Here is a 24,559-nt window from a genome sequence, read left to right as displayed (position 1 = left end):
GCCTACCCCGGCGCCAGGTGGGGGGCCATGATCCCCCCCCCCCCCGGGGGCCCGCGGGGGCGGTGGCCCCCCCCGCGGGCGCGGCCCCTGTCCCGGGCCCCGCGCCTGGGCGGGCTGGCGCAGCTGCTGGCTGTGCCTGACGTCACAGGCTGAGCCGCACGGCTTGGCAACGCGGGGCGAAGCTGGGACACTCGCGGCCATGAAGGGGAGACTGGGGACAACGGCGATCATCATCGCTGCGCTGACCGCTGCGCCGGCCAGCGCCGGCACCCTGTACAAGTGCCAGGGGGCAGACGGGGTCACCAGCTATGTGAGCAAGCGTGTGGCCGGTGCCCAATGCAGCACCATCAGCTACAGCCGGGAGGCCGCCCGCCCGGCCCGCCCGGCAGCGACTGTTGCCAGGCCTGTGCCGGCCACCGTGGCCAGCATCGAGCGCAATCCGGTGGCGATGGCCGCCAGTGCCGCCGTGCCCGTGCCGGCTGCATCGGCGCCTGCTTCGACTCCGGCGGTTGCTGCCGGCACGTCCCGCACCGGGCGCATGGTCAGTGGCCAGGTCTATTCCTATATGAAGGATGGGGTGCGCCACTACACCAGTGCGCGGCCCAGCCAGGTTGCCCACCTGGGGCCGGTGCGCACCATCCGCTACAGTTTCATGGAGCGCTGCTACGCCTGTGGGGCCAACCCGCGCGTGGACTTCAGCACCGTGCGTCTGAACACGACAGCCTTCCAGACCGAGATCGCTTCGGCCGCACGCGAGTTCGGCGTGGAGGAGGCGGTGGTCCGGGCGATCATCCATGCCGAGTCGGCCTACAATCCGACCGCACTCAGCCGCGCCGGTGCGCAGGGCCTGATGCAGCTGATGCCGCCGACTGCCGCGCGCTTCGGGGTCAGTGACTCCTACGATGCGGGCCAGAACATCCGTGGCGGGGTGCAGTACCTGTCGTGGCTGCTGAAGCGATTCAACGGCAACCTCACCCTGGCCGCCGCCGGTTACAACGCCGGGGAAGGTGCGGTCGACCGCCACGGTGGCGTGCCCCCTTACAGCGAAACCCAGTACTACGTGCGTCGGGTGGGCCAGCTGGCCGAGCGTTACCGCAGTGCCTTGAGTCACCAGTAGTCCGGCCGGTGCCGGTGCCGACTGACGGCCCATCGCCGGCTGCCGATCGGCACACGGTGCAAAGAGTTGTTGCAATGCGTTGTGTGGCGCGTAACGGTTCCGCTACACTCGCCCATGATTCAATGCGGCTCTGGCCCCCACCAGACCGCTGGCAGCCTTAAAGCTACCTAATCAATATCGGAGTGCCGGATGGCCAACGATGGGGTACACGATCCAGTCAATACCGGACGTCGGCGTTTTCTTACTGCCACCACAGCCGTGGTTGGCGCCGTCGGCGTCGGATTCACCGCAGTTCCTTTCATCAAATCGTGGAACCCCAGTGCCCGCGCGAAGCTCGCGGGAGCACCGGTGGTGGCCGATATCAGTGCCCTGCAGGAAGGCCAGCGCCTGATCGTGGAATGGCGCGGCCAGCCCATCTGGATCGTCAAACGGTCCAAGGCGATCCTCGACGCGCTGCATGGGCTCGACGACCGCCTCAAGGACCCGGAGTCCGGCGAGAAGGACCAGCAGCCCGCCTACGTGCTCAAGCAGAATCCCGAGCTGCGCTCGATCAAGCCCGATGTGTCGGTGCTGGTCGGCCTGTGCACGCATCTGGGCTGCTCGCCGGAGATGGTGGCCGAGATCCGCCCCGAACCGTATGACCCGCAGTGGAAGGGCGGCTACTTCTGCCCCTGCCACAAGTCGCGCTTCGACATGTCCGGCCGCGTCTTCAAGGACGTGCCGGCGCCGATCAACCTGCTGGTGCCACCGCACCACTACCAGGACGACAACACGCTCATCATCGGTGTCGATCCGGAGGGGGCAGCCTGATGGCCAATATCCTGAGCCGTACCGCGACAGGCGTCGCCGACTGGGTCAACGCCCGCGCGCCGGGGCTGATGCCGATCTACCGCAAGCACGTCAGCGAGTACTACGCGCCGAAGAACTTCAACATCTGGTACTACTTCGGTTCACTGGCGCTGCTGGTGCTGGTCAACCAGATCGTCACCGGCATCTTCCTGACGATGCACTACAAGACCAGCGCGGCGGAGGCCTTCGGCTCCATCGAATACATCATGCGTGATGTCGAGTGGGGCTGGCTGATCCGTTACATGCACTCCACCGGTGCATCGCTGTTCTTCATCGTGGTCTACCTGCACATGTTCCGCGGGCTGCTGTATGGCAGTTACCAGAAACCGCGCGAGCTGGTGTGGATCCTGGGCATGCTGATCTACCTGGTGCTGATGGCCGAGGCCTTCATGGGCTACGTGCTGCCGTGGGGCCAGATGTCGTTCTGGGGCGCCAAGGTGATCATCTCGCTGTTCGGCGCGATTCCGGTGATCGGCAATGGCCTGACCGAGTGGATCATGGGCGATTACCTGCCCAGCGATGCCACGCTCAACCGCTTCTTCGCGCTGCACGTGATCGCACTGCCTCTGGTGCTGCTGCTGCTGGTGGTGCTGCACCTGGGCGCGCTGCATGAAGTGGGGTCCAACAACCCGGATGGCGTGGAGATCAAGAAGGGGCCCAAGGGCAACCGCTGGTCGCCCAATGCACCGGCCGATGGCATTCCCTTCCATCCTTACTACACGCTCAAGGATGGCGTCGGCGCCGGCTTCCTGCTGATCATCGCCGCCTTCATCATCTTCTTCGCCCCCGGCTTTGGTGGCCTGTTCCTGGAGCACGACAACTTCACCGAGGCCAACCGGCTGGTGACCCCGGAACACATCAAACCGGTGTGGTACTACACCCCGTACTACGCGATGCTGCGCGTGGTGCCGAACAAGCTCGGTGGCGTGCTGGTGATGTTCTCGGCGATCGCCATCCTGTTCCTGGTGCCCTGGCTGGACAAGGCGCGGGTGAAGTCGGTGCGTTACCGCGGCTGGATCTCGAAGGTGATGCTGGGCATGCTGGCCGTGTGCTTCGTGTGGCTGGGCGTGATCGGCTCCGGTCCGGGTACGGACGTGCACGAGACCTACATCGGGCGGGTGCTGACCTTCCTGTACTTCGCGTTCTTCATCACCATGCCGCTATGGACAAGGCTGGACAAGACCAAGCCGGTACCGGAGAGGGTGACCACGCATGACTGAGCGCTGGATGGTCCGGCTGGCCCTCGCGGCCGCCCTGATGCTGGGCAGTTTCCTGGCCACCGCTGCCGAAGGCGGCACCAAGCTGCTGCAGGCCGGCAACGACCTCGGTGACCGCGCATCGCTGCAGCGCGGCGCGCAGCTGTACATGAACTACTGCTCCAGCTGCCACGCGCTGAAGTACCTGCGCTACTCGCGGATGGCGCAGGACCTGGGGCTGACCGAGGAAGAGGTGATGAAGAACCTCAACTTCACCGGTGCGGCAATCGGCGATCCGGTGCCGGTGGCGATGCCCAAGGAGCAGGCCGAGAAGTGGTTCGGCAAGATGCCGCCGGACCTGAGCCTGATCTCGCGTGTGCGGGGCAGCGACTGGGTCTACACCTACCTCAAGTCGTTCTATCTCGACAGCAGCCGCCCGCTGGGCTGGAACAACGCGTTGTTCGCCAACGCCTCCATGCCCAACCCGCTCTGGGAAATGCAGGGCCTGCAGCATGCCGTGCACGGCAAGGCCGAAGGGCCAGGCATGGACCCGCCGGTGACCGGGCTGCGCATCGACAGCCCCGGCTCGGTTGATGCCGGCCAGTACGACCAGGCCGTGCGGGACATCACCAACTTCCTCGAATACGCCGGCGAACCGGCTGCGCTCAAGCGGCAGCAGCTGGGCGTGTGGGTGATCCTGTTCCTGGCCCTGTTGACCTTCCTGGTGTACCTGCTGAAGAAGGAATACTGGAAGGACGTTCACTGATTCTGCCGCCGGCCGTTGGCTGGGCCTATTGGCTTTTGTGATGGTCGGTTGCACACTCGGGGAGAAGTCGACCGCCGGCACGGTGCTGGCGGCGCCGATGCGGCAGGCGGTCTCCTGTCGTAGGAGAGCCTTTGATGGCGGCGAGCGTACGCATGCGCAATACACTGACGCTGTTTTCCTCGAACGACGATGTACTGTGCCACCGTGTGCGCCTGGTCCTTGCGGCCAAGGGTGTGACGTTCGATTTCGTTGCGGTCGATCCGCAGAATCCGCCCGAAGACCTGATCGACCTCAATCCGTACCATTCGGTGCCGACCCTGGTCGAGCGCGAACTGGTGCTGTACGCCGCTTCGGTGGTGAGCGAATACCTTGATGAGCGCTATCCGCATCCGCCGCTGATGCCGGTCGATCCGCTGTCACGTGCACGCATCCGCCTGGCGATGCTGCGCATCGAGCACGACTGGGTGCCGCAGGTGCAGGCCATCCAACTGGGCAACAAGACCCAGGCCGAGGCCGGGCGCAAGCGCTTGAAGGAGTTGCTGACCGCGTCGCTGCCGCTGTTCAAGGCCAGCAAGTTCTTCCTGAACCCGGAAATGAGCCTGGCCGACTGCGCGATGGCGCCGATCATCTGGCGCCTGCAGTCACTGGATGTGGCGTTGCCGAAGGACGGCAAGGCCATCGAGGATTACGGCAACCGCATCTTCCGCCACCCGGGGTTCGTGCGCAGCCTGACCGAGCAGGAAAAGAAGCTGCGCGACCTGCCCGCCTGAGCCGGCCGCTGCTTTCCCGTCTGCACGCCGACCGGCGTGCAGGCGATCCGCCCCGGTCGGGGCGTCGGGCGCGTACACTTCACGCATGACCGAAGACTTCTTCCACATGACCAGCCACCGCCCGTACCTGCTGCGGGCACTGGTGGAATGGATCAATGACAACCAGCTGACCCCGCACATCCTGGTCGACGCCGGCGTCCCCGGCGTGCAGGTGCCGCCTTCGGCGGTCAAGGATGGCAGAGTGGTGCTCAACATCGCCGAACGCGCGGTAGTGCGCCTGATGATCGACAACGAGATGGTGAGCTTCTCGGCGCGCTTCTCCGGTACCAGCTACCCGGTGCAGGTGCCGATCAGCGCCGTGCTGGCCGTCTACGCCCGCGAGACCGGGCAGGGCATGGCACTGCCGGATGACATTCCGGGCAGCGAACCGGCGTCGACCGGCGACGAAGTGCTGCATGACGACGACACGCCGCCGGAGGATACGCCGCCGGCAGGACCGCCGCCGAAGGGCCGGCCGAACCTGCGCGTGGTCAAGTAACAGGAGCGTCCAGCGCAACTTTGCGCCTTGCCGTTCTACAGACCTGGTCGCCGGGCATGGCCCGGCGCTACCGATCCCGGATCAGGAAGATCCACGCCACGCGTGGATGTCCGGGATCAGACATCCTCGGCATCGTCCACATCCGGCCGGATCTGGCTGATCCGCGCCGCGCCAGGGCCGGTGAACGACACCAGCTGATCGCCGCGCAGCACCATCCGGCCCACATGGCGATCGATGCCATCGTAGGAATATTCGAACTTGAAGGTGCGCTCGAAACCGAGCCGGCCATCCTCGCCGCGCGACAGGCGCAGGCCGGTGGCATGCACCGCCTGGTCCAGCCACTGCACATTGGCGGCGCGGCAGGCGTTGCGTCCCAGCTCGACCGCGCGCTCGGCGGCGGAGCGGGCAGCGTTCCAGAAGAAGTAGACGATGGCGCCGGCAATCAGCAACAGCAGCAGGGTGGGCATGGTTCCTAGGCGTCAGGTGTCGATGCGGCAAAGATGGCGGCGAATGCCTGCTGGATCAAGCAGAAGATTCAGTTCATCCGCTGCGGATCACCGGAAGCCGGCTGCACTGCGGGCGCTGTGGTCATCGGTGGCGTTGCCGCTGCCGGTGCCGGTGCCGGTGCCGGTGCGATCAACGGCGCGGTCGCAGTCAGCTGCAGCAGTGCGGCCCAGTCCTGGCGGTTGAAACTGCATTCGTCCTCGCGCCCCGGCGTGCAGCTGGGCTCGATGCCGGTGCTGTCGCGTTCGCGGGCCGCAGGCAACTGGATCAGTCCGGTCCGATCCAGCGGCAGCAGCCGCATCGCCACGGTGTTCATGACGTTGCCGCCCACCAGGTACAACGTCTGGTCACCGCCGAGATTGGCCGCGACCACCACTTCGCAGTGCGACTTCCAATGGCCGACCGAGCCATTGCCAAGCGCCTGTACCAGTCCGCTGTAGCTGAGCGTGGTGCTGCGGTCGCGCAGGAAGCACAGAAGATCACCGGGGGCCGGCTTAGCCGTGGCTGGATCGGCCAGCCGGTAAGGCACGCCGGAAGGGCCACCCTGGTAGGCAGCACGGATGTAGTCGATGTGGCGCGGCGAGGTGTTGAAGCCGGGGACCCCGGCGCGCACCATCACCCAGGAAATGAAGGCAGCCGACCAGGGATTGTCGATCAGGAAGGCACGGCAGTCGCTGTCGGTATAGCGCGAGCCCAGTGGTGCGGCACAACTGCTGGCACCGGCGATGCTGCCCATGGCGTTGAGCGTCCCGCTGTCACGCCAGTAGTGGGAGACGCGCTGCCAGGCAATCAGGCCGTTGTCGGCCAGATGCTCGTTCTCGGCTTCCGTGACGCTGAGGCTGGCGGCGCGGCCATCGCGGTCGATGAAGGGGCGGAACCACAGCCGATGCTCGTTGCATGCCGCGTTGCGGATGGCAATGGCCAAGGGGCTCAGGCCGAAGCGCGGCGGGACATCACAGGCCTCGGCCGCTGCGGCGGACAAGGGCATTGACGCGAGCAGCAGACAGGCAGGCAACAGCATCCGGCGCATGCGCGGCTCCAGTGGGGGATGCGCGCAGCGTCGCAGCGCCGTCGTGAACGCCGGGTGGATCCGTCAATGTCGGCCGGGCATGGCCCGGCGCTCCCCAGTGCATGACGCGTCCGGTAGCGCCGGGCCATGCCCGGCGGGCAACGCGGTTGCGTCAGGCGTTACCGGCTCTCAACCCGGCGGTGGGCCCAGCTTCAGTGACAGATCGATGGCCTGTACATGCTTGGTCAGGCCGCCGATGGAGATGCAGTCCACGCCGTCCTCCGCGATCGAGCGCAGGCCGCCAAGGCCGACGCTGCCGGACACCTCCAGCGGAATGCGGCCGGCGGTGATGCGTACGGCTTCACGGCGCAGGTCGGGGCTGAAATCATCCAGCAGGATGCGCTCGCAGCCGGACTCCAGCGCCTGGCGCAGCTGGGTCAGGTCTTCGACCTCGACCACCAGCGGCAACCGTGGCCATTGCCGACGCGCGGCCGCCACCGCAGCGGCCAGCGAACCGGCGGCACGGATGTGGTTCTCTTTCAGCATCACCGTGTCGTACAGGCCGAAACGATGGTTTTCCCCGCCTCCGCAGCGCACTGCGTATTTCTGTGCAAGGCGCAGGCCGGGCAGGGTCTTGCGGGTGTCGAGAATGCGCGTGCCGGTGCCGGCCACGGCGGCCACGTAGCGCGCCGTGGTGGTAGCGGTGCCGGACAGGGTCTGCAGGAAGTTCAGCGACGTGCGCTCGGCGCTGACCAGGCTGCGGCTGCGGCCGTGCAGCAGCGCAAGTACCGTACCGGCAGTGACGGACTCGCCTTCGGCGATGCGCCATTCGATGCGCACGTCCGGGTCGAGCGCGCGGTGGGTGGCATCGAACCACGGCCGGCCGGCAATCACCGCATCCTGTTTGCACAGCAGGTAGGCTCTGTCAGTCTGGTCGGGCAGCAGGGCGGCGGTGACGTCGCCGCTGCCCAGATCCTCCGCCAGCGCGCGGGCGACATCGGCGGCGACGACGGCCGCATCCGGCGTCGGCAGCATGCTCATGCGGCCGGGAAGTCAGCGATCTGCGCGGTTGGAATGGCCTCCTCGGCCAGCAGCACCGGGATGCCGTCGTCGACCCGGAACACCTGCTTGCGGTCACGGGTGACCAGGGCCTCGCGCAGCGGCTGTGCCAGCGGGTTGCCGTCGGCCTTGTTCACCGCGCCGGCGGAAATCGCCTTGTTGAGGGCTTCCAGGCCCTTGCCATCCAGCAGGGACAAGGGCTGGCGGGTGTCCGGCGACACCAGCAGGTCGAGCAGCTTGCGATCCATGGTTCTTCGTCTTGCGTGGAAGACGGCTAGAATACGTCTTTAAGGCAGGTGACGGCCAATGACCCCCAATCCGAACGCGCCGCTCGTCGGCATCGTCATGGGTTCCCGCTCCGACTGGGAAACCATGCAGCACGCCGCCCAGAAGCTTGAGGCCCTGGGTGTTCCGTTTGAAGTGAAGGTGGTGTCCGCCCATCGGACGCCGGATGTGTTGTTCAGCTATGCCGAACAGGCGGGCGGACGTGGCCTGCGCGCGATCATCGCCGGCGCCGGCGGTGCCGCGCATCTGCCGGGCATGATCGCGGCCAAGACCGCGGTTCCGGTGCTGGGCGTGCCGGTGCAGTCCAAGGCGCTCAATGGCATGGACTCGCTGCTGTCGATCGTGCAGATGCCGGCCGGCATTCCGGTGGCTACCTTCGCCATCGGCAATGCGGGTGCCTCCAACGCCGCGCTGTTCGCCGCCGCGATGCTGGCCAGCGACCAGCCGGCCATCGGCCAGGCGCTGGATGCCTTCCGCACGCGCCAGACCGAAGATGTGATGGCCCACGACGACCCGCGCCAATGAACCTGACTGTCGGCATCCTCGGCGGCGGCCAGCTGGCCCGCATGATGGTCCTGGCCGGTGCGCCGCTGGGACTGCGCTTCGAACTGTACGATCCGGCGGCGGACGCCTGCAGCGGGCCGCTGGCACCGCTCACCGTCGGTGCCTTCGATGACCGCCAGGCGCTGGCGGACTTCGCCGCCAAAGTCGATGTAGTGACGTTCGACTTCGAGAATGTGCCCGCGGACAGTGCGCAGTGGCTGGCCGAGCGGGTGCCGGTGTATCCGCCGCCCGCAGCGCTGGCTGTAGCGCAGGACCGCCTGAGCGAGAAGACGCTGTTCCAGCAGCTGGGCATTCCGCTGCCGCCGTTCGCCGATATCCGCAGCCGCGAGGAGCTCGCCGCGAAGGCGGCCGCGTTCGGCCTGCCGTGCATCCTCAAGACCCGTCGCCTCGGCTATGACGGCAAGGGCCAGTTCCGGTTGCGCAGCGAAGCTGACATCGACGCTGCCTGGCAGGCCCTGGGCGCCCAGGTCGAGCACACCGGCCTGATCCTGGAGGGCTTTGTGGCTTTCCAGCGCGAGGTCAGCGTGGTGGCCGTGCGCGGTCGTGACGGCGGTTTCCAGGCCTGGCCGGTGACCGGCAACTGGCATGTGGATGGCGTGCTTTCGGCCAGTGTGGCGCCTGCCGTGCTGTCGGCTGCCGAACAGGATGCCGCCATCGGCTATGCCCGTCGGCTGGCCGAGCATCTGCAGTACGTGGGCGTGTTCGCCCTGGAGCTGTTCTGCCGCGACGGCGAACTGCTGGCCAATGAGATGGCGCCGCGCGTGCACAACTCCGGCCATTGGACCATCGAAGGCAGCGAGACCTCGCAGTTCGAGAATCATCTTCGCGCCGTGCTGGGCCTGCCGCTGGGCAGTACCCGCATGCTCGGCCACGCCTGCATGCTCAACTGGCTGGGCGAGATGCCGGACCCGGCGCCGGTGCTGGCCCAGGCCGGCGGCCACTGGCACGACTATGGAAAGCAGCCCCGCGAAGGCCGCAAGGTGGGCCACGCCACGCTGCGCGACGACCAGGCCGGCGCACTGGCCACGGCGCTGGAACAGGTGGGCGAGGCACTGGGGCGCCAGCTGCAGGTCGCACCGGCGGTGCGGGCACTGCGCGGTTGACCGCGACGCGGAAGCGCAACGCTGTGACGCGCCGATGCACGCATCGGCGCATCAACCAGGGTGATAGCGTAAGGCTCCTTTCCCCGGAGTCATCGTCATGCTCGACTGGAACGAATACCGCAAGGAACTGAAGGGCCGTATCGGCGAGATCGGCAAGCTCTCGCCGGATACCATCAAGGGCTACGCCACTCTGGCCAATGCCGGTGCCCAGACCAATCATCTCGATGCAAAAACCCGCGAGCTGATCGCGCTGGCGGTCGCCGTGACCACCCGTTGCGACGGCTGCATCACGGTGCACGTCGATGCCGCGCTCAAGCAGGGCGCCAGCCGCGAGGAGATCGCCGAGGCGCTCGGGGTGGCGGTTTCGCTCAACGCGGGCGCGGCACTGGTGTACTCGGCCCGGGTCATGGATGCGGTGGCGGCGCACGAGAGCGCCTGATGCCCGCCGTGTCGCCAGGCATGGCCCGGTGCTGCCGGGCCACGCCCGGCGGATGTTCTCAGCGCAGCCGGCTCTCGGCGAATTCCCAGTTGACCAGCTGCCAGAATGCCTCCAGGTAGCGCGTGCGGTCGTTCTGGTAGTCGGTGTAGTACGCGTGTTCCCACACGTCGCAGCACAGCAGCGGCGTGCTGTCGCCGGTCAGCGGGGTGCCGGCGTTGCGGGTGGCCTGGATGCCAAGCTGGCCGCCGGGATGCTGCACCAGCCACACCCAGCCGGAGCCGAACAGGCCCAGCGCGGTACGGTTGAACTCCTCGCGCAGGCGCTGCACGTCGCCGAACTGGCGCTTGACCAGCTCGCCCAGCCGTCCCTGTGGCTCACCGCCGCCGCGCGGGCGCAGGCACTGCCAATAGAAGCCGTGGTTCCAGGCCTGGGCCGCGGCGTCGAACAGGGCGCCCTGGGCATGGCGGACGATCTCCTCCAGCGAGGCCTCTTCCCATTCGGTGCCGCGGATGCCGGCATTGACCGCATCGACATAGGCACGATGGTGCTCGCCGTGATGCAGTTCCACGGTCTGCGCGGAAAGATGGGGCTGCAGGGAGCCGGACAGGTAGGGCAGGGCAGGCAGTTCGACGGGCATGGACAGGTTCGTGGCCAGAGGGGCGGCGGCAGCCGGTTCCATCCGCTTACAATGGCGGCTACCTTGGGCAGTCTAGCCGACCATCGCGGTCGGTTTGTCCGGCGAAGCAAGGAGTGTGGTTGTGGCGGTAATGCAGCAAATCCAGGCCGAGGTCGATCGTTACCCGCTCGTGCTGTTCATGAAGGGCACCCCGCAATACCCGACGTGCGGCTTCTCCAGCCGCGCCGTACAGGCGCTGATGGCTGCCGGCGCCGTCTCCCTGCGCACCGTCAATGTGCTGGAGGAGCCGGAAATCCGCGCGAACCTGCCGCGTTTCTCCAACCTGCCGACGTTTCCGCAGCTGTTCATCAACGGGGAGTTGATCGGCGGCTGCGACATCATCATGGAGCTGTTCGAATCCGGCGAGCTCAAGCGCATCGTCGAAGAGGCGACCCTGGGATGAGTGCGCCGCCATCGACGTCACCGACCAACGGGGCGCTCGATGGCCGCCCGTTGCAGGACCGCGTGGTGCTTGTGGCCGGTGCCGGTGGTGGCCTCGGAAGTGCCGCCGCAGTGGCCGCCGCCAGCGCAGGCGCGACCGTGGTCCTGCTGGGGCGCAAGCCGCGCCGGCTGGACCGGGTCTACGCCCAGGTGCAGGCAGCCGGTCCCGAGCCCCTGCTGTATCCGCTGGATCTGGAAGGGGCCGGTCCCGATGACTACGCCGACCTCGCCCAGGCGCTGCAGACGGAGCTGGGGCGACTGGACGGGCTACTTGTCTGCGCCGCCCACTTTCCGGGCTTGACCCCGTTCGAACTGGCCGACCCGGCAAGTTTCGCCCGCGCCGTCCACGTCACCCTGACCGCACCCGCCTGGCTGGCGCAGGCCTGCCTGCCGCTGCTGCGCCAGCGCGAGGATGCGGCGCTGGTGTTCACGGTCGATGCACCGGAACGGGTGGGGCAGGCCTACTGGGGAGGCTATGGCGCCGCCCAGCATGGCCTGCGCGGCCTGATCGCCAGCCTGCATGATGAGCTGGGCCGCAGTCCGGTCCGGGTCAGCGGCCTGTACCCGGGTCCCCTGCGCACGGCCCTGCGCGCCCGCGCCTACTCGATCGACCAGGACCCGGCTGCGCAGGGGCCCGAGGCCGCCGCGGCCGCGGCCGTGACCCTGCTGTCCAGTGCCGGCTCGGCCTGGCGGGGGCAGATCCTGGATGCAGGCAGCGCTCGCCCGGCAGAGTGAAGGGCGACGTAAGGCGGGATGAAGATCCCGTCATGATTGCGTTGCGATCCGGTGCCGTTTGTCGCACAACCGTCACATTGATGGCGTAGCGTGTTAATCTAGTGTTAACCGTTATGGCTGCCTTCAGCCAACACGGTCGGGAACCCCAGATCACTGTCCAGTCGGCCACCCGCAAGGCCGCTTGGATGCGTCTTTTTTCCGCCATCGCCAACTCGTATCGAGGCTACCCTAGATGACCCACCCACTCCGGATGTCCAAGCTCACCCTTGGTCTCGTGGCCGCACTTGCTGCCGCTCCCGCCTTTGCCCAGAGCACCTCTGCAGGTGTCGGCGGCCAGGTCGTGTCCGCCGCAGGCCAGCCTGTCGCCGGTGCTGAAGTCACCATCACCCACACCGAGTCGGGCACCGTTTCGCGCGCCACGACCGATGCGTCGGGTCGTTACAACGCGCGCGGCCTGCGCGTGGGTGGTCCGTACACCATCACCATCACCAAGCCGGGTGAAGGCACCAAGACCGAAGAGGGTGTCTACCTGAACCTGAACCAGGTCAACACCGTCAACGCCAACCTGACCGGCGACGTGGCGGCCACCAACCTGGACGCCGTGAATGTTGTCGCCACCGCGGGCGGCCTGGACATCTTCAGCGCCACCAAGATGGGTACCGGCTCGAACGTGACCCGCGAAACGATGGACGCGCTGCCGTCGGCCAACCGCAACATCCAGGACTACATCCGCCTGGACCCGCGCATCTCGCAGGTCAGCAAGGCTGACGGCGCGATCTCGGCTGGCGGTCAGAACACCCGTTACAACGCGATCCGTATCGACGGCATCAGTGCCTCCGATCCGTTCGGCCTGGGCTCCAACAACCTGCCGACCGAGCGTCAGCCGGTGTCGATGGATGCCATCCAGGAAATCAACATCGATCTCGCGAACTACGACACCACCATCGCCGGTGGTACCGGTGCGGTGATCAATGCCGTGACCAAGTCGGGTACCAACGAGTTCCATGGCACTGTCTACGGTTCCTACCGCGACAAGGACATGGTCCGCGAGGAACTGCGTGGCGAGAAGTTCAACGGCTTCGAGGACGAGAAGACCTACGGCATGACCTTCGGCGGCCCGATCGTCAAGGACAAGCTGTTCTTCTTCAGCAACTACGAGAAGTACGAGCGTTCGGCCGCTGGCATCAGCCTGAGCGACACCCCGATCGGCAAGGGCACCATCACCCAGCAGCAGATCACCGACGTCCAGAATTTCCTGGGTGGACTCGGCTATGACCCGGGCAGCCTGACGGCACCGAACAGCAAGACCGAAATCGAAGAGTACGCGGTCAAGCTGGACTGGAACATCAATGAAAACCACCGTGCGGCCCTGCGCTACAACAAGATGGAGCAGAACGTCGTCCGCTTCCCGCAGGTCAGCACCAGTGCGATCTCGCTGAGCAACTTCTGGTACCAGCAGCCGACCGAATACGAAACCTGGATGGGCGAACTGTTCAGCGACTGGTCCGAGAACTTCTCGACCGAGTTCAAGGTCTCGCACAAGGATTACTCGGCCAACCGCGTTCCGCTGGTCGACATGCCGCAGATCCGCATCCGTTCGGGTAACGACTCGCTGTACGTCGGTACCGAGCAGAACACGCACGTCAACATCGTGGAATCGAAGGAACTGAGCGCCTTCGGTGCCGGTACCTGGTACATCGGCGATCACACCGTCAAGTTCGGCTTCGATTACTCGAAGAACGACCTGATGAACTTCTACGGCCGCAACCTCAACGGCGTCTACGAGTTCAACAGCGTCGAGGACTTCCTGAACGGTCGCATCGCGCGCTACCAGCTGCGTGCCCCGCGCGCCGGCGGCAGCCGCAGTGATATCCCGGCAGACTTCACCCTGAAGAACACCGGTGTGTTCGTCCAGGATACCTGGGCGATCAACTACAACCTGAGCCTGATGTTCGGTGTCCGCGTCGACATGCCTGACTTCAGCAGCCAGCGCCTGTACAACCCGCGCATCGAGCAGCTGTACGGCTTCAACAACACCCAGCTGGTCGACAAGAACCTGGTGCAGCCGCGCGTCGGCTTCAACTACACCTTCGACAGCGAGCGCCCGACCCAGCTGCGTGGTGGCGTGGGCCTGTTCGGTGGCGCTGCCCCGAACGTGTGGCTGGCGGGTGCCTACCAGAACACCGGCCTGAACTACATCGAGTACGACGAGCGCAACCTGACCAGCGGCTTTACCCCGGACGGCAACAATCCGTACATTCCGGCTGGTGGCCCCGCAGCTGCGCGCCAGAACGTCGACATCATCGCCCCGGGCACCCGCCTGCCGTCGGTGTGGAAGGCCAACCTGGCGTTCGACCATGAGCTGCCGTGGTACGGCATCGTGGCGTCGGCCGAAGTCCTGATGACCAAGGTCAAGGACGGCATCTACTTCGACCGTCTCGACGTTTCGGCGCCGACCGCTTACGGCCAGGACGGTCGTGCGATCTACTGGGATGCGAATGGCCGTAATCCGGCAAACAGCCGCATGTCGGGTGGCACCAACTTCGGCATGACCACCGGCACCAACCGTGCCACCGACCGTGCCAACCGTCCGAGCGACATCGGCGACGTGCTGGTCATGCGCAACACCGACAAGGGTCGTGGTACGCAGGCTACCTTCTCGCTGGCCAAGCCGCTGACCGAGAACTGGGGCTGGTCGCTGGGTTACACCTATACCAAGTCCAAGGAAGTCAGCCCGCTGACCAGCTCGCAGAACACCTCGAACTGGAACAACACGCTGATCTTCAACGCCAACGAAGACGTGGCCTACGACTCGCGTTACGCGATCAAGGACCGCATCACCGGCACCCTGGAGTGGAAGCACAACTTCTTCGGTGACAACGCCACCCGCGTCGGCCTGTTCTACGAAGGTCGTTCGGGCCGTCCGTACAGCTACATCTTCTACAACGATGCCAACGGCGACGGTGCTACCACCAACGATCTGTTCTATGTGCCGAGCGGCCCGGGTGACGTGCTGTTCGGTTCGGTGGTCGGTGGTCGCTTCGTGCAGAGCGCGCAGATGGAGCAGGACTTCTTCAACTGGCTGGCGCAGAATCCGGAGCTCGATGCCTACCGTGGCAGCGTGGTCCCGGCCAACTCGCACCGTGCCAAGTGGATCAACACCTTCGACGTCCGCATCAGCCAGGAGTTCCCGGGCTTCGTGAAGAGCCACAAGGGTGAGATCGCGCTGGACATCATGAATGTCGGCAACCTGCTGAACAAGAAGTGGGGCCTGATCGACGACTACGGCTTCTACGCCACCCGTCGCGTCGCCAACTACGCGGGTATCGACCCGGCGACCGGCAAGTACGTGTACTCGTTCACCGGTTCCACCGACAACCCCGCGATCCAGGAAAACAACAACGACAAGGGCAACACTGCCGTGTCGCGCTGGTCGATGCAGCTGACCCTGAAGTACAAGTTCTGATCCGTCGGAACATCACGCAGTAGACGGAAGCGGCCGGGGCAACCCGGCCGTTTCCCGTTCGGGTGAAAGTTCTTGCAGTGGTCACGACATCGGCGTAGCATCCGGGTTCGTGCGCGGCGCCGATGCCGCAGATGCGGTCCCGGAATGGCGAACGCGGTCAGCACATATCCAACGGTCGGGATTCCCGGCCGTTTTGCTTTTTAAGGGGGCGGCAGTACAGTCGGAAACCTTGAAGGAAGCGAAACGTTGGATATGACCACGAACGAAAAGGCGGCCCGTGCGCTGCCGGTACAGGACGCGCGGATCTACCCGCGCGGTGGGCTGGATGTGCTGTCGCGGGCAGAAGTAGCGCGCCTGCGCGACGCCTCCGGCGGCGGCATGCACGAGCTGCTGCGCCGCTGCGCGCTGGCCGTGCTGACCAGCGGCAGCGCATCGGATGATCCGCGCGCGGCGCGCGATCTCTATCCCGACTTCGACATCCAGGTCGCGCAGCAGGATCGTGGCGTGCGCATCGACCTGGTCAATGCGCCGGCGATGGCCTTCGTCGATGGCGAAATCATCCGCGGCGTGGCCGAGCTGCTGTTTGCCGTGGTCCGCGACCTCGCCTACATGGCCATCGAAATGGGCCCGGCCTACGCGGCCGAACTGGAATCCTCCGAAGGCATCACCAACGCGGTGTTCGGCCTGCTGCGCAACGCGCGCATCCTCAACCCCGGTGACCCGAACCTGGTGGTCTGCTGGGGCGGTCACTCGATCTCGCGCGATGAATACCTGTACACCAAGCAGGTGGGCTACGAGCTGGGCCTGCGCGGCCTGGACATCTGCACCGGTTGCGGACCGGGTGCGATGAAGGGCCCGATGAAGGGGGCCACGATCGCCCACGCCAAACAGCGCAAGACGGTGACCCGCTACATCGGCCTGACCGAGCCGGGCATCATCGCCGCGGAATCCCCCAACCCGATCGTCAACCACCTGGTGATCATGCCGGACATCGAGAAGCGCCTGGAGGCGTTCGTCCGCATCGGTCACGGCATCATCGTGTTTGCCGGTGGTGTCGGCACCGCCGAGGAGATCCTGTACCTGCTCGGTATCCTGCTGCGTGACGAGAACAAGGACCTGCCGTTCCCTCTGATCCTGACCGGCCCGACCGTGGCTGCGCCGTATTTCGAACAGATCGACCGCTTCATCCGGCTGACCCTGGGCGATGCCGCCGCAGAGCGTTACGAGATCATCATCGGCGACCCGGTTGCCGTGGCCAGGAAGATGTCCGCCGGCATCAAGCGCGTGCGCGAGCATCGCCTGGCGCAGAAGGATTCGTTCTTCTTCAACTGGTCCATCGAGATTCCGTGGGAGTACCAGCAGCCCTTCGTGCCGACGCATGAGGCCATGGCTGCACTGGATCTGCACCATGGGCGTGCGCCGCATGCCCTTGCGGCGGACCTGCGTCGTGCCTTCTCCGGCATCGTTGCCGGCAATGTGAAGGAGGATGGCATGCGCCGCATCGAGCAGTTCGGGCCGTTCCAGATCCACGGTGACCCGGACATGATGCAGGCCCTGGATGCGCTGCTGCGCGCCTTCGTCGAGCAGCGCCGGATGAAGATCTCCGGCGAGTACCAGCCCTGTTACCAGGTGCTGGCCTGAGACCGTACCGGCGCGATGGGGATCGCGCCGGCAGCGGTGGGGAAGGGCGGTTCGTCAAGCGTTTGACGCCCGTCGCCCCGGATTGACCGTTCATCCTGCCGCCGCTTGCTGGCGGCAGGGCGATGGCCCATGGTGGCGATCAATACGCTGGGGAGCGTCCACATGTCTTTGCGCCGGCAGAACGGCTTCACGCTGGTTGAGTTGATGATCACGGTGGTCGTGCTGGGCGTGCTGGCGACGATCGCGTTTCCGAGCTTCCAGAGCACCATCCGCTCCAACCGCATCGCCACCACCAGCAATGACCTCATCGCGTCGATGGCGCTGGCCCGCAGTGAAGCGGTCAAGAACCGCAGGGGTGGCGGCGTGTGTGCCTCTGCCGGAGGCACGTCCTGTGATGGCGACAGCTGGACCGATGGCTGGCTGGTCTGGGCCGACAGCAACGGCGACGGTGCGCTCAGTGCCGGCGAAACCGTCCTGCGCTACAGCCCCGGGCGTTCGGCGCTGGTCGCCGTCGGTACGCCCGACCTGTCGGTGAGTTTCGACCCGCGGGGCCGCAATCGCGCCAATGCCACGCTCGACCTGACGCTGCGCCCGGACAACTGTGGCAAGCAGCCGCTGCAGCGCACGCTGCGCCTGTCCCCGACCGGTCAGGTGCGTCTGTTGAAGGAGGACTGCAAGTGAGAACGCCGCGTTTCCGTTCCCCGCGCCAAGCGCAGGGCGGCTTCAGCCTGATCGAGGTATTGATCGCGATCCTGGTGCTGGGGGTCGGTTTGCTGGGTTTCGCACTGCTGCAGACGATGAACGTGCGCTTCGTGCAGAGCGCCAACTATCGCACCCAGGCGACCAACCTGACCTACGAAATGCTTGATCAGCTGCGGATGAACCGCTCGATGGCTCCGTCCTATGTGGGCGACTACACCGCGACCACCGCGGCCAAGAACTGCCTGCCACCGGTCGGCAACGACATCGGCAAGGACGCGTTCACCCTGGACTGGACCTGCCGTCTCGGCAAGGCGCTGGGGGATGGGGCCACGGCCAAGGTCGCACGTGCCGGCACCCAGTACACGGTCAGCGTGACGTGGGGTGACGAGCGCTGGAACGCTGACGCCAGCGATACCACCTTCAGTGCCGGGAGCCGCCTGTGATGCGCGCGCCTTCCCCGGCCCGGCGCATGGCCGGCCTGTCCATGGTCGAACTGATGATCGCGCTGACCATCGGCGTGATCGTCATGCTCGGTGTCGTCCAGGTGTTCGCGGCCTCGCGTGCTGCCTATCAGCTGTCCGATGGCCTGGCGCGCGTGCAGGAGAACAGTCGCTTCGCCATGGATACCCTGCAGCGCGAACTGCGCATGGCAGGTCATTTCGGCTGCGTCAACGATCAGGCCCGGCAGTCGCCGGATGGCGTCTCGCTGTTTACGACGTTCGCGGCCACGCCTCATCCGGCGCTGGACTTCCAGCGATCCATCCAGGGCTACGAGGCGACCGATACGGCGCCCGGCGATGCGGTGACGCTGCCGGCCACTCCGGCGACGGGCGGCACCGCCTACACACCCGCATTGCCCGATGAATTCGCTGCGGCGCTGCCCAACCGCGTCAATGGCAGCGACATCGTCGCCCTGCGATACCTGATGCCGGACGGCGTGCCGGTTACGTCTTCCGGCGGTACCGTCGCGCAGCCGGTTTTCAGTTTCGACAAGGCTCGACTCGCCGTGCTGCAGAGTGGCGTTGCCGATTCCGGGCTGTATGGTGCTGCCGACTGCGCCAGCGCCACCGTTTTCCAGGCGCGCAGCATCGACAAGGCAGGGGGCACGATCACCTTCGGCGATGCACCGAACAATGCGAGCAACTTCATCCGTCCGGTGACCGCAGGCCAGGCGATGCTGCATCGTGCGGAAAGCGCTGTGTACTACGTGGGCTACGACGCTGCCAGCGCACGTTCCTCACTGTACCGTGTGCGTTTCAACGCCACGCCCAACGGTGCGCTGGTCGCCGGCGCGCCGGAGGCCCTGGTGGAGGGTGTGGAGAACATGCAGCTGCTGTACGGCCAGGATCGTCGCCTGACCAGTGCCTACCCGACCGGCTTCATTGATCGCCAGGGTACCGCTGCCACCGTGCAGGCATCGGCCAATCCCAACATCAACGCCTGGCGGCGCGTGGGCGCCGTGCAGATGGGCCTGGTGATGGCCAGTCCCGATCCCTCGGCAGCCCCTCAGGCCGACCAGAATGCGGTACTGACCTCGATGGGCGTGACATTCACCGCGCCCGAGGACGGCCGCATGCGCGCCGTTTACCAGACCACCATCGCCCTCCGCAATCGCCTCTTCGGCAACTGAGGCCACCATGCATCCGCGCCCGCGCACCCCCTCCTTCGCGTCGCACCGCCAACAGCGCGGCGCGGTGCTGTATGTCGCCCTGATCATGTTGATCCTGCTGGCCCTGATCGGCATCGCCGGCATGCAGGTGACCGGCATGCAGGAACGCATGGCCGCCAACTACCTGCGCTCGAACCAGGCGTTCCAGAACGCCGAGGCCGATGTACGTTCGCAGGAAGCGGCGATCCAGGCTGTCATCGACAGCGGCAAGATCTTCGAGGCCAACCAGGAAGAGTGCAGCCCGGTGTTCGACCCGGCGACCTGGGCCGATGGCAAGACCACGGCAACGGCGATCAATACCCGCCGCCTGGACAAATGCGTGCCGGTCGGGCCGCTGGGCCTGGGGCGGCGCAAGAACGAAGAGACCGAGAACATCTACCAGATCACCGTGTTGGCCAGTGACGATCCGGCCAATCCTTCTTCCAGCGCCGTCATCGACACGATCTTCATTCCATGAATACTCCGCGCCGATTCTCCCGCCTTGTCTCCTCCCAGTGGCTGCGTGCAGGCACCGCCGCTGCCGTGCTGGTGGGCGTGGGCGCACTGGTCTATCCGCTGTTCGCTGCGCTTGGCGACTATGACATCGCGCAGGAGCCGCTCTACAGCAAGAAGACACAGCCGCCGCTGATGATGATGGTGATGTCGCGCGACGAGCAGCTGTTCAACAAGGCCTACAGCGACTACAGCGATCTGGACGAGGACGGCACGCTCGACACCACCTACCAGGACAAGTTCGACTATTCCGGGTACTTCGACTCCAATCTCTGCTACACGTACAGCAGCAGCCAGTTCAAGGCCACGGCCCAGGCGACCGGCACGCAAAGGCACACCTGCTCGGGTACCTGGTCGGGCAACTTCCTCAACTGGGCGACCATGAGCCGCCTGGATGTGATGCGCTACGTGCTGTACGGCGGCCATCGCATCACCGATACCGCCAGCAAGACGGTACTGGAGCGGGCGCAGATTCCCAACGACCTGCATGCCTGGGTCAAGGTCTACAGCGGCGCCGACATCAACAACTTCACCCCGTACAAGACGACCATGTCGTTCTGCAACGCCAGCATCAGTGCCACCGGCGCGCCGCTGATGCGTGTTGCCAGCGGCAGCTGGGGTGAATGGGCCTCGACTGCCGGGCGGCAGTGCATTACCGGGCGCACGGATGAGGGCAAGGATGACTCCCCCGGTTCGGCGACTGATCTGAATGTACGCGTAGAGGTCTGCGCCACCGGTTCAGGAACTTTCCAGGAGGCGTTCTGCCGCAAGTACAACGACGGCACCCGGGACTACCTGAAACCGGCGGGACTGCTGCAGTCCTATGGTGAAAGTGGCCGACTGCGGTTTGGTCTGGTCACCGGCACCTATGTCAATCCGCGCGATGGTGGCGTGGTCCGCCGCAACATCGGCAAGATCGCCGGCAACGGCACGACCTTCTGCGCAGCCGGCGACGAGATCAACCTGTCCAATGGCCAGTTCTGCAACACGCTGACGGGCGGGGCCGAGGGCATCATCAATACGATCTCCAACTTCCGTATCGACCAGTGGAACTGGAAGGACAACTGGAACGACTGCAACGCCTACAGCATCCTCAATCGGCAGGGTTTCAACGGCAACGGCAATCTGACCGATCCAGGCAATGCGTCCAAGAACTGCAGTGCCTGGGGCAATCCGCTGGCGGAGATGTATGCCGAGGCGCTGCGCTACATCAAGGGTGAAACGAAGGGGATCTACAGTGCCAGCGGTGATCTCAGCGGCCTGCCCAATTCGGTGGCGTGGAAAGATCCGTACCGCTCGCCGAACAACGGCGGCAACTCCTACTGCGCCACCTGCAACATCCTGGTGATGTCCTCGGGCCTGCCGTCCTTCGACAGCGACAACATCGGTACGGTCAACGGCCTGACCACGGCAGCGGCGGCCACCGATGCGATCGGCAACCTGGAGAAGATCACCGGTGGCAGCTACATGGCAGGCCGTGTGGGCCTGACCGAGCGCTATGCCTCGATCAATACCCATGAGGACATCTGCCGGGCGGCCAAGGTCACCGGTCTGTCGCTCGTGCGTGGCATCTGCCCGGACGTGCCGTCCACGGAAGGCAGTTATCTGATCTCGGGGTTGGCCAAAGCTGCTGCCGAGACTGATCTGCGCCCGGGCGTGCAGGACAAACCCAACACCTACAAGCTGACCGCCACCACCTACACCGTGGCCATGGCCGAAAGCCTGCCGAAGTTCGAGATTCCGGTGGGCAACGGGAAGATCACCCTGGCGCCCCTGTGCCAGGCCAACAACAGCGAAGGGGCCGGTATCAACAGTGGCGGCTGGCGCAGCTGCTTCCTCGGCTCGGTCGGCATTGGTACCAAACGGTCAGCGGTATCGCCGAACTACGTCTATGGCCGTGACTATCGTGCCGATGGCAAGGCCGGCAGCTTCTCGCTGGTCTGGGAGGATTCGCTGTGGGGCAATGACCACGACAACGATGTGGTCTCCATGCTCAGCTACTGCGTAGGCAGCACCTGCAGCGACGGTGGCACGACGCCATTCCGCAACATCTGCTGGCGCTCCAACAGTGGTGAATGCAACAACAACGCCGTTCGCAACAAGGTCGGCGAAGACGAAGTGCTGGTCCGCATCGAGAACCTGTCCGCCTATGCAGGCAACGCGATGCTGACCGGCTACACGATCGTGGGCTCCAATGCGGCTGACAACGTGCAGCGGCTGGTGCTGCGCCCCGGCAACCGCAACGGTTCGGTGTTGAGCACCAGCGCCGATCCGCCGGCTACCTGGACCGGCGCGGTCGTGGTGCGCTACAAGCTGGGTACCGGTCAGGCCGGGCAGCTGGAAAGCCCGCTGTGGTACGCCGCCAAGTACGGCGTGCCGGAAGGCAAGAAGTGGGACAGCAAGGTGCCTGGTGTACCGGACAACTACTTCCTGGCACGCAATCCGGCCAAGCTGAAGTCCGCGCTGGAATCGATCTTCGACAGCGCTGCGGCTGGCGAGGCCCCGGTCGGTGGCAGCGGCACCGGCGCCCGTGTCAACGCCGGCTCCTTCACCGTGTCCGCGCACTACACGGTGCCGTCGGGCTCGAACGACTGGACCGGTGATGTCATCGCCAGCCAGACCACGAGCACCGGAGGCGCCGGCGCTGAACTGTGGCGTGCGTCGACCAAGATGAGCGCCTCCGGGCGGACCATCGTGATGTCGACCGCACCCACCTATGTGAACACGTCCAACCAACTGGTGCCGGTGGCAGCGGCCGATTTCACCGCCGACAACGTTCCCGGGCGTGATCGCGCCGAGAAGCTCGGCAACATGGGGCTCAACACGGTGCCGAACTGGTTCGGTTCGCACACCGTGGCGGATCTGGTCAGTTACCTGCGCGGCTCACCGGTGAGCGGTTTCCGCCCGCGCAGCTCACTGCTCGGCGATATCGTCAATTCCAGCGTGGAGATTGTGTCCAACAAGGACGACTACGGCTTCACCTCGTGGCAGGCGCAGGGGGGAGTGAGCTGGAAGACCACGCTCGGTTTGAGCTATCGGGCCTACCTGGCGACAAAGGTGGCAAACGGTGGCCCACCTTCGATGGTCTACGTCGGTGCGAACGACGGCATGCTGCATGGCTTCAATGCCAGCACCGGCACCTCGGCGGGCAGCGAGCAGTTCGCCTTCATTCCATCGGCTTCGCTGCAGCACATGGCGGAGCTGGCCAACCCCACCTATGGACATCGCTACTACGTGGACGGCGGACTGACCTCGTCGGACGTCTACTACGGCGATGCATGGCGCACGGTACTGGTGGGTTCGACCGGCGGCGGCGGCGCGTCGCGCGGGCCGTCGGCCACGGCAGTGGGCAACGGTTCGGTGTTCGCCCTGGATATCAGCAATCCGACCGGGTTCACCGCCAGCAACGTGCTGTGGGAGATTTCCGGCAAGACCGAGTCGGACCTGGGCTTCGTCATGGGCAAGCCGGTCGTGGTGCCCGTCGCCGGCCCCAACGCGGACAGTCCGCCCCGGTTCGTCGCCCTGTTCGGCAACGGTGTCAATTCCAGCACCGGCCGACCGGTGCTCTATGTGGTCGACATCCGCACCGGCGAGATCCTCAAGCGCGTGTACCCCACGGCGGGCAAGTATGCAGTCGCCAATGGCCTCAACCATGTCACCGCGGTAGCGCTGCACAACAGCAGTGGCCTGGCCGATACCGTCTATGGCGGCGACATGCAGGGCAACATGTGGCGCTTCGACCTGCGTGGCGGTGATCCCAGCGCCTGGAATGTGGCCCTCAACGGCACGCCGCTGTTCACCGCCGTGCGCAGCGCTGTCGCTCAGCCGATCACCGGCGCGATCGAAGTCTCGGCGGGGCCGGGCGGTGGCGTCAGTCTGTTCTTCGGTACCGGTCGCTACTTCACCGCTGACGACAATGCAGTGACCCGTAATTCGCCGGTGCAGACGCTGTATGGGCTCTGGGACAACCTCTCCACTGCCATTTCCAGCCGTGATTCGCTGGTGGGGCAGACTGTCAGTGCCAATGGTGCCGGGTTCCGTGACGTGTCGGGCAACGGCGTGGACTACGCGAGCAAGCGCGGCTGGTACGTCGACCTGATCGTGGGTTCCGACGTGGAGGGTGAGCGCTTCTTCGGCTATCCGACGCTGCAGGGCGGCGCGGTGATGTTCACCACCTATGTGCCCGGGCAGGCGGTCTGCGGCACCGGCGGCGGCACCAACTGGCGCTATCGCCTGAACATGCTGACCGGCCAGCCGGCGATGAGCGGCTTGACCGACGAGGTCGGCGGAAACGCGCTGTGCGGCGCCAACTGCGGTGCCGGTGCGCTGACCCGCGGCGGAGACATCGCAACCGGTGCCCCCGTGCTGTCCACCAATGTCAACAGCACCACCTTGAAGGGCTGCGATCCCAGCGATCCGAAGTGCACGGTCGATGGATCGCTGGACCGCTGCATCGTGGCTCTGAACACGCCGGGCGCGGATACTGCGTATGGCCAGCGTGCCTGTGGTCGCCAGTCGTGGCGCCAGATCCGATGACT

At 65.7% G+C, this 24,559-nt stretch carries 23 protein-coding genes; 18 read left to right on the top strand and 5 right to left on the bottom strand.

Features of this window, described 5'->3' with window-relative positions:
- The first annotated feature begins 199 nt into the window (after positions 1–199).
- The 6 genes from ABE543_RS07355 to ABE543_RS07330 all read left to right on the top strand — a co-directional run bounded on the left by ABE543_RS07355 (position 200) and on the right by ABE543_RS07330 (position 5,236).
- The gene (locus ABE543_RS07355) at positions 200–1,117 is read left to right on the top strand and encodes a lytic transglycosylase domain-containing protein (RefSeq protein WP_346475517.1); all 918 of its coding nucleotides are present in this window, start codon (positions 200–202) and stop codon (positions 1,115–1,117) included.
- Between the two features lie 189 nt (positions 1,118–1,306).
- Positions 1,307–1,927 carry a ubiquinol-cytochrome c reductase iron-sulfur subunit gene (petA, locus tag ABE543_RS07350; protein WP_053516597.1) on the top strand — a complete coding sequence of 207 codons (621 nt, stop codon included), beginning with the start codon at positions 1,307–1,309 and terminating at the stop codon, positions 1,925–1,927.
- On the top strand, positions 1,927–3,186 hold the full coding sequence (locus tag ABE543_RS07345) for a cytochrome bc complex cytochrome b subunit (protein WP_053516598.1): 1,260 nt from the start codon (positions 1,927–1,929) through the stop codon (positions 3,184–3,186). Before petA ends, ABE543_RS07345 begins: the two co-directional genes overlap by 1 nt.
- A complete protein-coding gene (locus ABE543_RS07340) occupies positions 3,179–3,928 on the top strand; it encodes a cytochrome c1 (RefSeq protein ID WP_346475516.1) in 750 nt (249 codons plus the stop codon). The genes ABE543_RS07345 and ABE543_RS07340 overlap by 8 nt, the downstream gene beginning before the upstream one ends.
- A gap of 134 nt (positions 3,929–4,062) precedes the next feature.
- On the top strand, positions 4,063–4,698 hold the full coding sequence (locus ABE543_RS07335; protein ID WP_346475515.1) for a glutathione S-transferase N-terminal domain-containing protein: 636 nt from the start codon (positions 4,063–4,065) through the stop codon (positions 4,696–4,698).
- Between the two features lie 85 nt (positions 4,699–4,783).
- Positions 4,784–5,236 (top strand): ClpXP protease specificity-enhancing factor, encoded by a 453-nt coding sequence (locus ABE543_RS07330; RefSeq protein ID WP_053516602.1) that lies wholly within the window; start codon positions 4,784–4,786, stop codon positions 5,234–5,236.
- Between the two features lie 116 nt (positions 5,237–5,352).
- Here ABE543_RS07330 and ABE543_RS07325 read toward each other — a convergent pair whose 3' ends face one another.
- The 4 genes from ABE543_RS07325 to ABE543_RS07310 form a co-directional block, all read right to left on the bottom strand.
- The gene (locus ABE543_RS07325) at positions 5,353–5,703 is read right to left on the bottom strand and encodes a DUF3301 domain-containing protein (protein WP_053516603.1); all 351 of its coding nucleotides are present in this window, start codon (positions 5,701–5,703) and stop codon (positions 5,353–5,355) included.
- Between the two features lie 68 nt (positions 5,704–5,771).
- Positions 5,772–6,770 carry a DUF2272 domain-containing protein gene (locus tag ABE543_RS07320; protein WP_346475514.1) on the bottom strand — a complete coding sequence of 333 codons (999 nt, stop codon included), beginning with the start codon at positions 6,768–6,770 and terminating at the stop codon, positions 5,772–5,774.
- A gap of 168 nt (positions 6,771–6,938) precedes the next feature.
- On the bottom strand, positions 6,939–7,790 hold the full coding sequence (gene nadC / locus ABE543_RS07315) for a carboxylating nicotinate-nucleotide diphosphorylase (protein WP_262218351.1): 852 nt from the start codon (positions 7,788–7,790) through the stop codon (positions 6,939–6,941).
- On the bottom strand, positions 7,787–8,056 hold the full coding sequence (locus ABE543_RS07310) for a Trm112 family protein (protein ID WP_005408847.1): 270 nt from the start codon (positions 8,054–8,056) through the stop codon (positions 7,787–7,789). The genes nadC and ABE543_RS07310 overlap by 4 nt, the downstream gene beginning before the upstream one ends.
- A 58-nt stretch (positions 8,057–8,114) precedes the next feature.
- Here ABE543_RS07310 and purE point away from each other — a divergent pair, with 58 nt between their 5' ends.
- The 3 genes from purE (at position 8,115) to ABE543_RS07295 (ending at position 10,199) form a co-directional block, all read left to right on the top strand.
- Positions 8,115–8,618 (top strand): 5-(carboxyamino)imidazole ribonucleotide mutase, encoded by a 504-nt coding sequence (purE, locus tag ABE543_RS07305; protein WP_053516607.1) that lies wholly within the window; start codon positions 8,115–8,117, stop codon positions 8,616–8,618.
- Positions 8,615–9,760, top strand: coding sequence for a 5-(carboxyamino)imidazole ribonucleotide synthase (locus ABE543_RS07300; protein ID WP_193395560.1), 1,146 nt, complete (start codon positions 8,615–8,617; stop codon positions 9,758–9,760). The genes purE and ABE543_RS07300 overlap by 4 nt, the downstream gene beginning before the upstream one ends.
- Before the next feature lie 97 nt (positions 9,761–9,857).
- Positions 9,858–10,199: a carboxymuconolactone decarboxylase family protein gene (locus ABE543_RS07295; RefSeq protein ID WP_065175859.1), complete on the top strand. Its 342-nt coding sequence runs from the start codon at positions 9,858–9,860 to the stop codon at positions 10,197–10,199.
- Positions 10,200–10,257: 58 nt separating this feature from the next.
- Here ABE543_RS07295 and ABE543_RS07290 read toward each other — a convergent pair whose 3' ends face one another.
- Positions 10,258–10,836 (bottom strand): superoxide dismutase, encoded by a 579-nt coding sequence (locus ABE543_RS07290; RefSeq protein WP_065175925.1) that lies wholly within the window; start codon positions 10,834–10,836, stop codon positions 10,258–10,260.
- Positions 10,837–10,957: 121 nt separating this feature from the next.
- Here ABE543_RS07290 and grxD point away from each other — a divergent pair, with 121 nt between their 5' ends.
- The 9 genes from grxD (at position 10,958) to ABE543_RS07245 (ending at position 24,557) form a co-directional block, all read left to right on the top strand.
- Complete coding sequence (gene grxD / locus ABE543_RS07285; RefSeq protein ID WP_053516610.1) at positions 10,958–11,278, top strand: Grx4 family monothiol glutaredoxin; 321 nt, start codon at positions 10,958–10,960, stop codon at positions 11,276–11,278.
- Positions 11,275–12,051 (top strand): SDR family NAD(P)-dependent oxidoreductase, encoded by a 777-nt coding sequence (locus ABE543_RS07280; RefSeq protein WP_053516611.1) that lies wholly within the window; start codon positions 11,275–11,277, stop codon positions 12,049–12,051. The genes grxD and ABE543_RS07280 overlap by 4 nt, the downstream gene beginning before the upstream one ends.
- 232 nt (positions 12,052–12,283) lie before the next feature.
- The gene (locus ABE543_RS07275) at positions 12,284–15,517 is read left to right on the top strand and encodes a TonB-dependent receptor (RefSeq protein ID WP_074901106.1); all 3,234 of its coding nucleotides are present in this window, start codon (positions 12,284–12,286) and stop codon (positions 15,515–15,517) included.
- Positions 15,518–15,769: 252 nt separating this feature from the next.
- Positions 15,770–17,158 (top strand): nucleotide 5'-monophosphate nucleosidase PpnN, encoded by a 1,389-nt coding sequence (ppnN, locus tag ABE543_RS07270; RefSeq protein WP_053516614.1) that lies wholly within the window; start codon positions 15,770–15,772, stop codon positions 17,156–17,158.
- Positions 17,159–17,320: 162 nt separating this feature from the next.
- Positions 17,321–17,839 (top strand): Tfp pilus assembly protein FimT/FimU, encoded by a 519-nt coding sequence (locus ABE543_RS07265; RefSeq protein ID WP_053516624.1) that lies wholly within the window; start codon positions 17,321–17,323, stop codon positions 17,837–17,839.
- Entirely contained in the window at positions 17,836–18,303 is a 468-nt protein-coding gene (gene pilV / locus ABE543_RS07260) for a type IV pilus modification protein PilV (RefSeq protein WP_164152710.1), read from the top strand. Before ABE543_RS07265 ends, pilV begins: the two co-directional genes overlap by 4 nt.
- Complete coding sequence (locus ABE543_RS07255) at positions 18,303–19,490, top strand: PilW family protein (RefSeq protein WP_283218944.1); 1,188 nt, start codon at positions 18,303–18,305, stop codon at positions 19,488–19,490. Before pilV ends, ABE543_RS07255 begins: the two co-directional genes overlap by 1 nt.
- Positions 19,491–19,497: 7 nt before the next feature.
- The gene (locus ABE543_RS07250; RefSeq protein WP_053516616.1) at positions 19,498–19,986 is read left to right on the top strand and encodes a PilX N-terminal domain-containing pilus assembly protein; all 489 of its coding nucleotides are present in this window, start codon (positions 19,498–19,500) and stop codon (positions 19,984–19,986) included.
- Positions 19,983–24,557 carry a PilC/PilY family type IV pilus protein gene (locus tag ABE543_RS07245; protein ID WP_346475513.1) on the top strand — a complete coding sequence of 1,525 codons (4,575 nt, stop codon included), beginning with the start codon at positions 19,983–19,985 and terminating at the stop codon, positions 24,555–24,557. The genes ABE543_RS07250 and ABE543_RS07245 overlap by 4 nt, the downstream gene beginning before the upstream one ends.
- Positions 24,558–24,559 lie beyond the last annotated feature (2 nt).

This window comes from Stenotrophomonas sp. TWI169, from assembly GCF_039674705.1.
Lineage (GTDB): Bacteria > Pseudomonadota > Gammaproteobacteria > Xanthomonadales > Xanthomonadaceae > Stenotrophomonas > Stenotrophomonas maltophilia_P.
Note: the sequence above shows the minus strand (reverse complement) of the source record. Positions and strands in the feature narration are given on the sequence as shown.

What these genes read in the sequence shown, in the direction of transcription:
- ABE543_RS07355 (WP_346475517.1), top strand. Translation starts at nt 200, where the DNA reads ATGAAGGGGAGACTGGGGACAACGGCGATCATCATCGCTGCGCTGACC.
- petA (WP_053516597.1), top strand. Translation starts at nt 1,307, where the DNA reads ATGGCCAACGATGGGGTACACGATCCAGTCAATACCGGACGTCGGCGT.
- ABE543_RS07345 (WP_053516598.1), top strand. Translation starts at nt 1,927, where the DNA reads ATGGCCAATATCCTGAGCCGTACCGCGACAGGCGTCGCCGACTGGGTC.
- ABE543_RS07340 (WP_346475516.1), top strand. Translation starts at nt 3,179, where the DNA reads ATGACTGAGCGCTGGATGGTCCGGCTGGCCCTCGCGGCCGCCCTGATG.
- ABE543_RS07335 (WP_346475515.1), top strand. Translation starts at nt 4,063, where the DNA reads ATGGCGGCGAGCGTACGCATGCGCAATACACTGACGCTGTTTTCCTCG.
- ABE543_RS07330 (WP_053516602.1), top strand. Translation starts at nt 4,784, where the DNA reads ATGACCGAAGACTTCTTCCACATGACCAGCCACCGCCCGTACCTGCTG.
- ABE543_RS07325 (WP_053516603.1), bottom strand. Translation starts at nt 5,703, where the DNA reads ATGCCCACCCTGCTGCTGTTGCTGATTGCCGGCGCCATCGTCTACTTC.
- ABE543_RS07320 (WP_346475514.1), bottom strand. Translation starts at nt 6,770, where the DNA reads ATGCGCCGGATGCTGTTGCCTGCCTGTCTGCTGCTCGCGTCAATGCCC.
- nadC (WP_262218351.1), bottom strand. Translation starts at nt 7,790, where the DNA reads ATGAGCATGCTGCCGACGCCGGATGCGGCCGTCGTCGCCGCCGATGTC.
- ABE543_RS07310 (WP_005408847.1), bottom strand. Translation starts at nt 8,056, where the DNA reads ATGGATCGCAAGCTGCTCGACCTGCTGGTGTCGCCGGACACCCGCCAG.
- purE (WP_053516607.1), top strand. Translation starts at nt 8,115, where the DNA reads ATGACCCCCAATCCGAACGCGCCGCTCGTCGGCATCGTCATGGGTTCC.
- ABE543_RS07300 (WP_193395560.1), top strand. Translation starts at nt 8,615, where the DNA reads ATGAACCTGACTGTCGGCATCCTCGGCGGCGGCCAGCTGGCCCGCATG.
- ABE543_RS07295 (WP_065175859.1), top strand. Translation starts at nt 9,858, where the DNA reads ATGCTCGACTGGAACGAATACCGCAAGGAACTGAAGGGCCGTATCGGC.
- ABE543_RS07290 (WP_065175925.1), bottom strand. Translation starts at nt 10,836, where the DNA reads ATGCCCGTCGAACTGCCTGCCCTGCCCTACCTGTCCGGCTCCCTGCAG.
- ABE543_RS07280 (WP_053516611.1), top strand. Translation starts at nt 11,275, where the DNA reads ATGAGTGCGCCGCCATCGACGTCACCGACCAACGGGGCGCTCGATGGC.
- ABE543_RS07275 (WP_074901106.1), top strand. Translation starts at nt 12,284, where the DNA reads ATGACCCACCCACTCCGGATGTCCAAGCTCACCCTTGGTCTCGTGGCC.
- ppnN (WP_053516614.1), top strand. Translation starts at nt 15,770, where the DNA reads ATGACCACGAACGAAAAGGCGGCCCGTGCGCTGCCGGTACAGGACGCG.
- ABE543_RS07265 (WP_053516624.1), top strand. Translation starts at nt 17,321, where the DNA reads ATGTCTTTGCGCCGGCAGAACGGCTTCACGCTGGTTGAGTTGATGATC.
- ABE543_RS07255 (WP_283218944.1), top strand. Translation starts at nt 18,303, where the DNA reads ATGCGCGCGCCTTCCCCGGCCCGGCGCATGGCCGGCCTGTCCATGGTC.
- ABE543_RS07250 (WP_053516616.1), top strand. Translation starts at nt 19,498, where the DNA reads ATGCATCCGCGCCCGCGCACCCCCTCCTTCGCGTCGCACCGCCAACAG.
- ABE543_RS07245 (WP_346475513.1), top strand. Translation starts at nt 19,983, where the DNA reads ATGAATACTCCGCGCCGATTCTCCCGCCTTGTCTCCTCCCAGTGGCTG.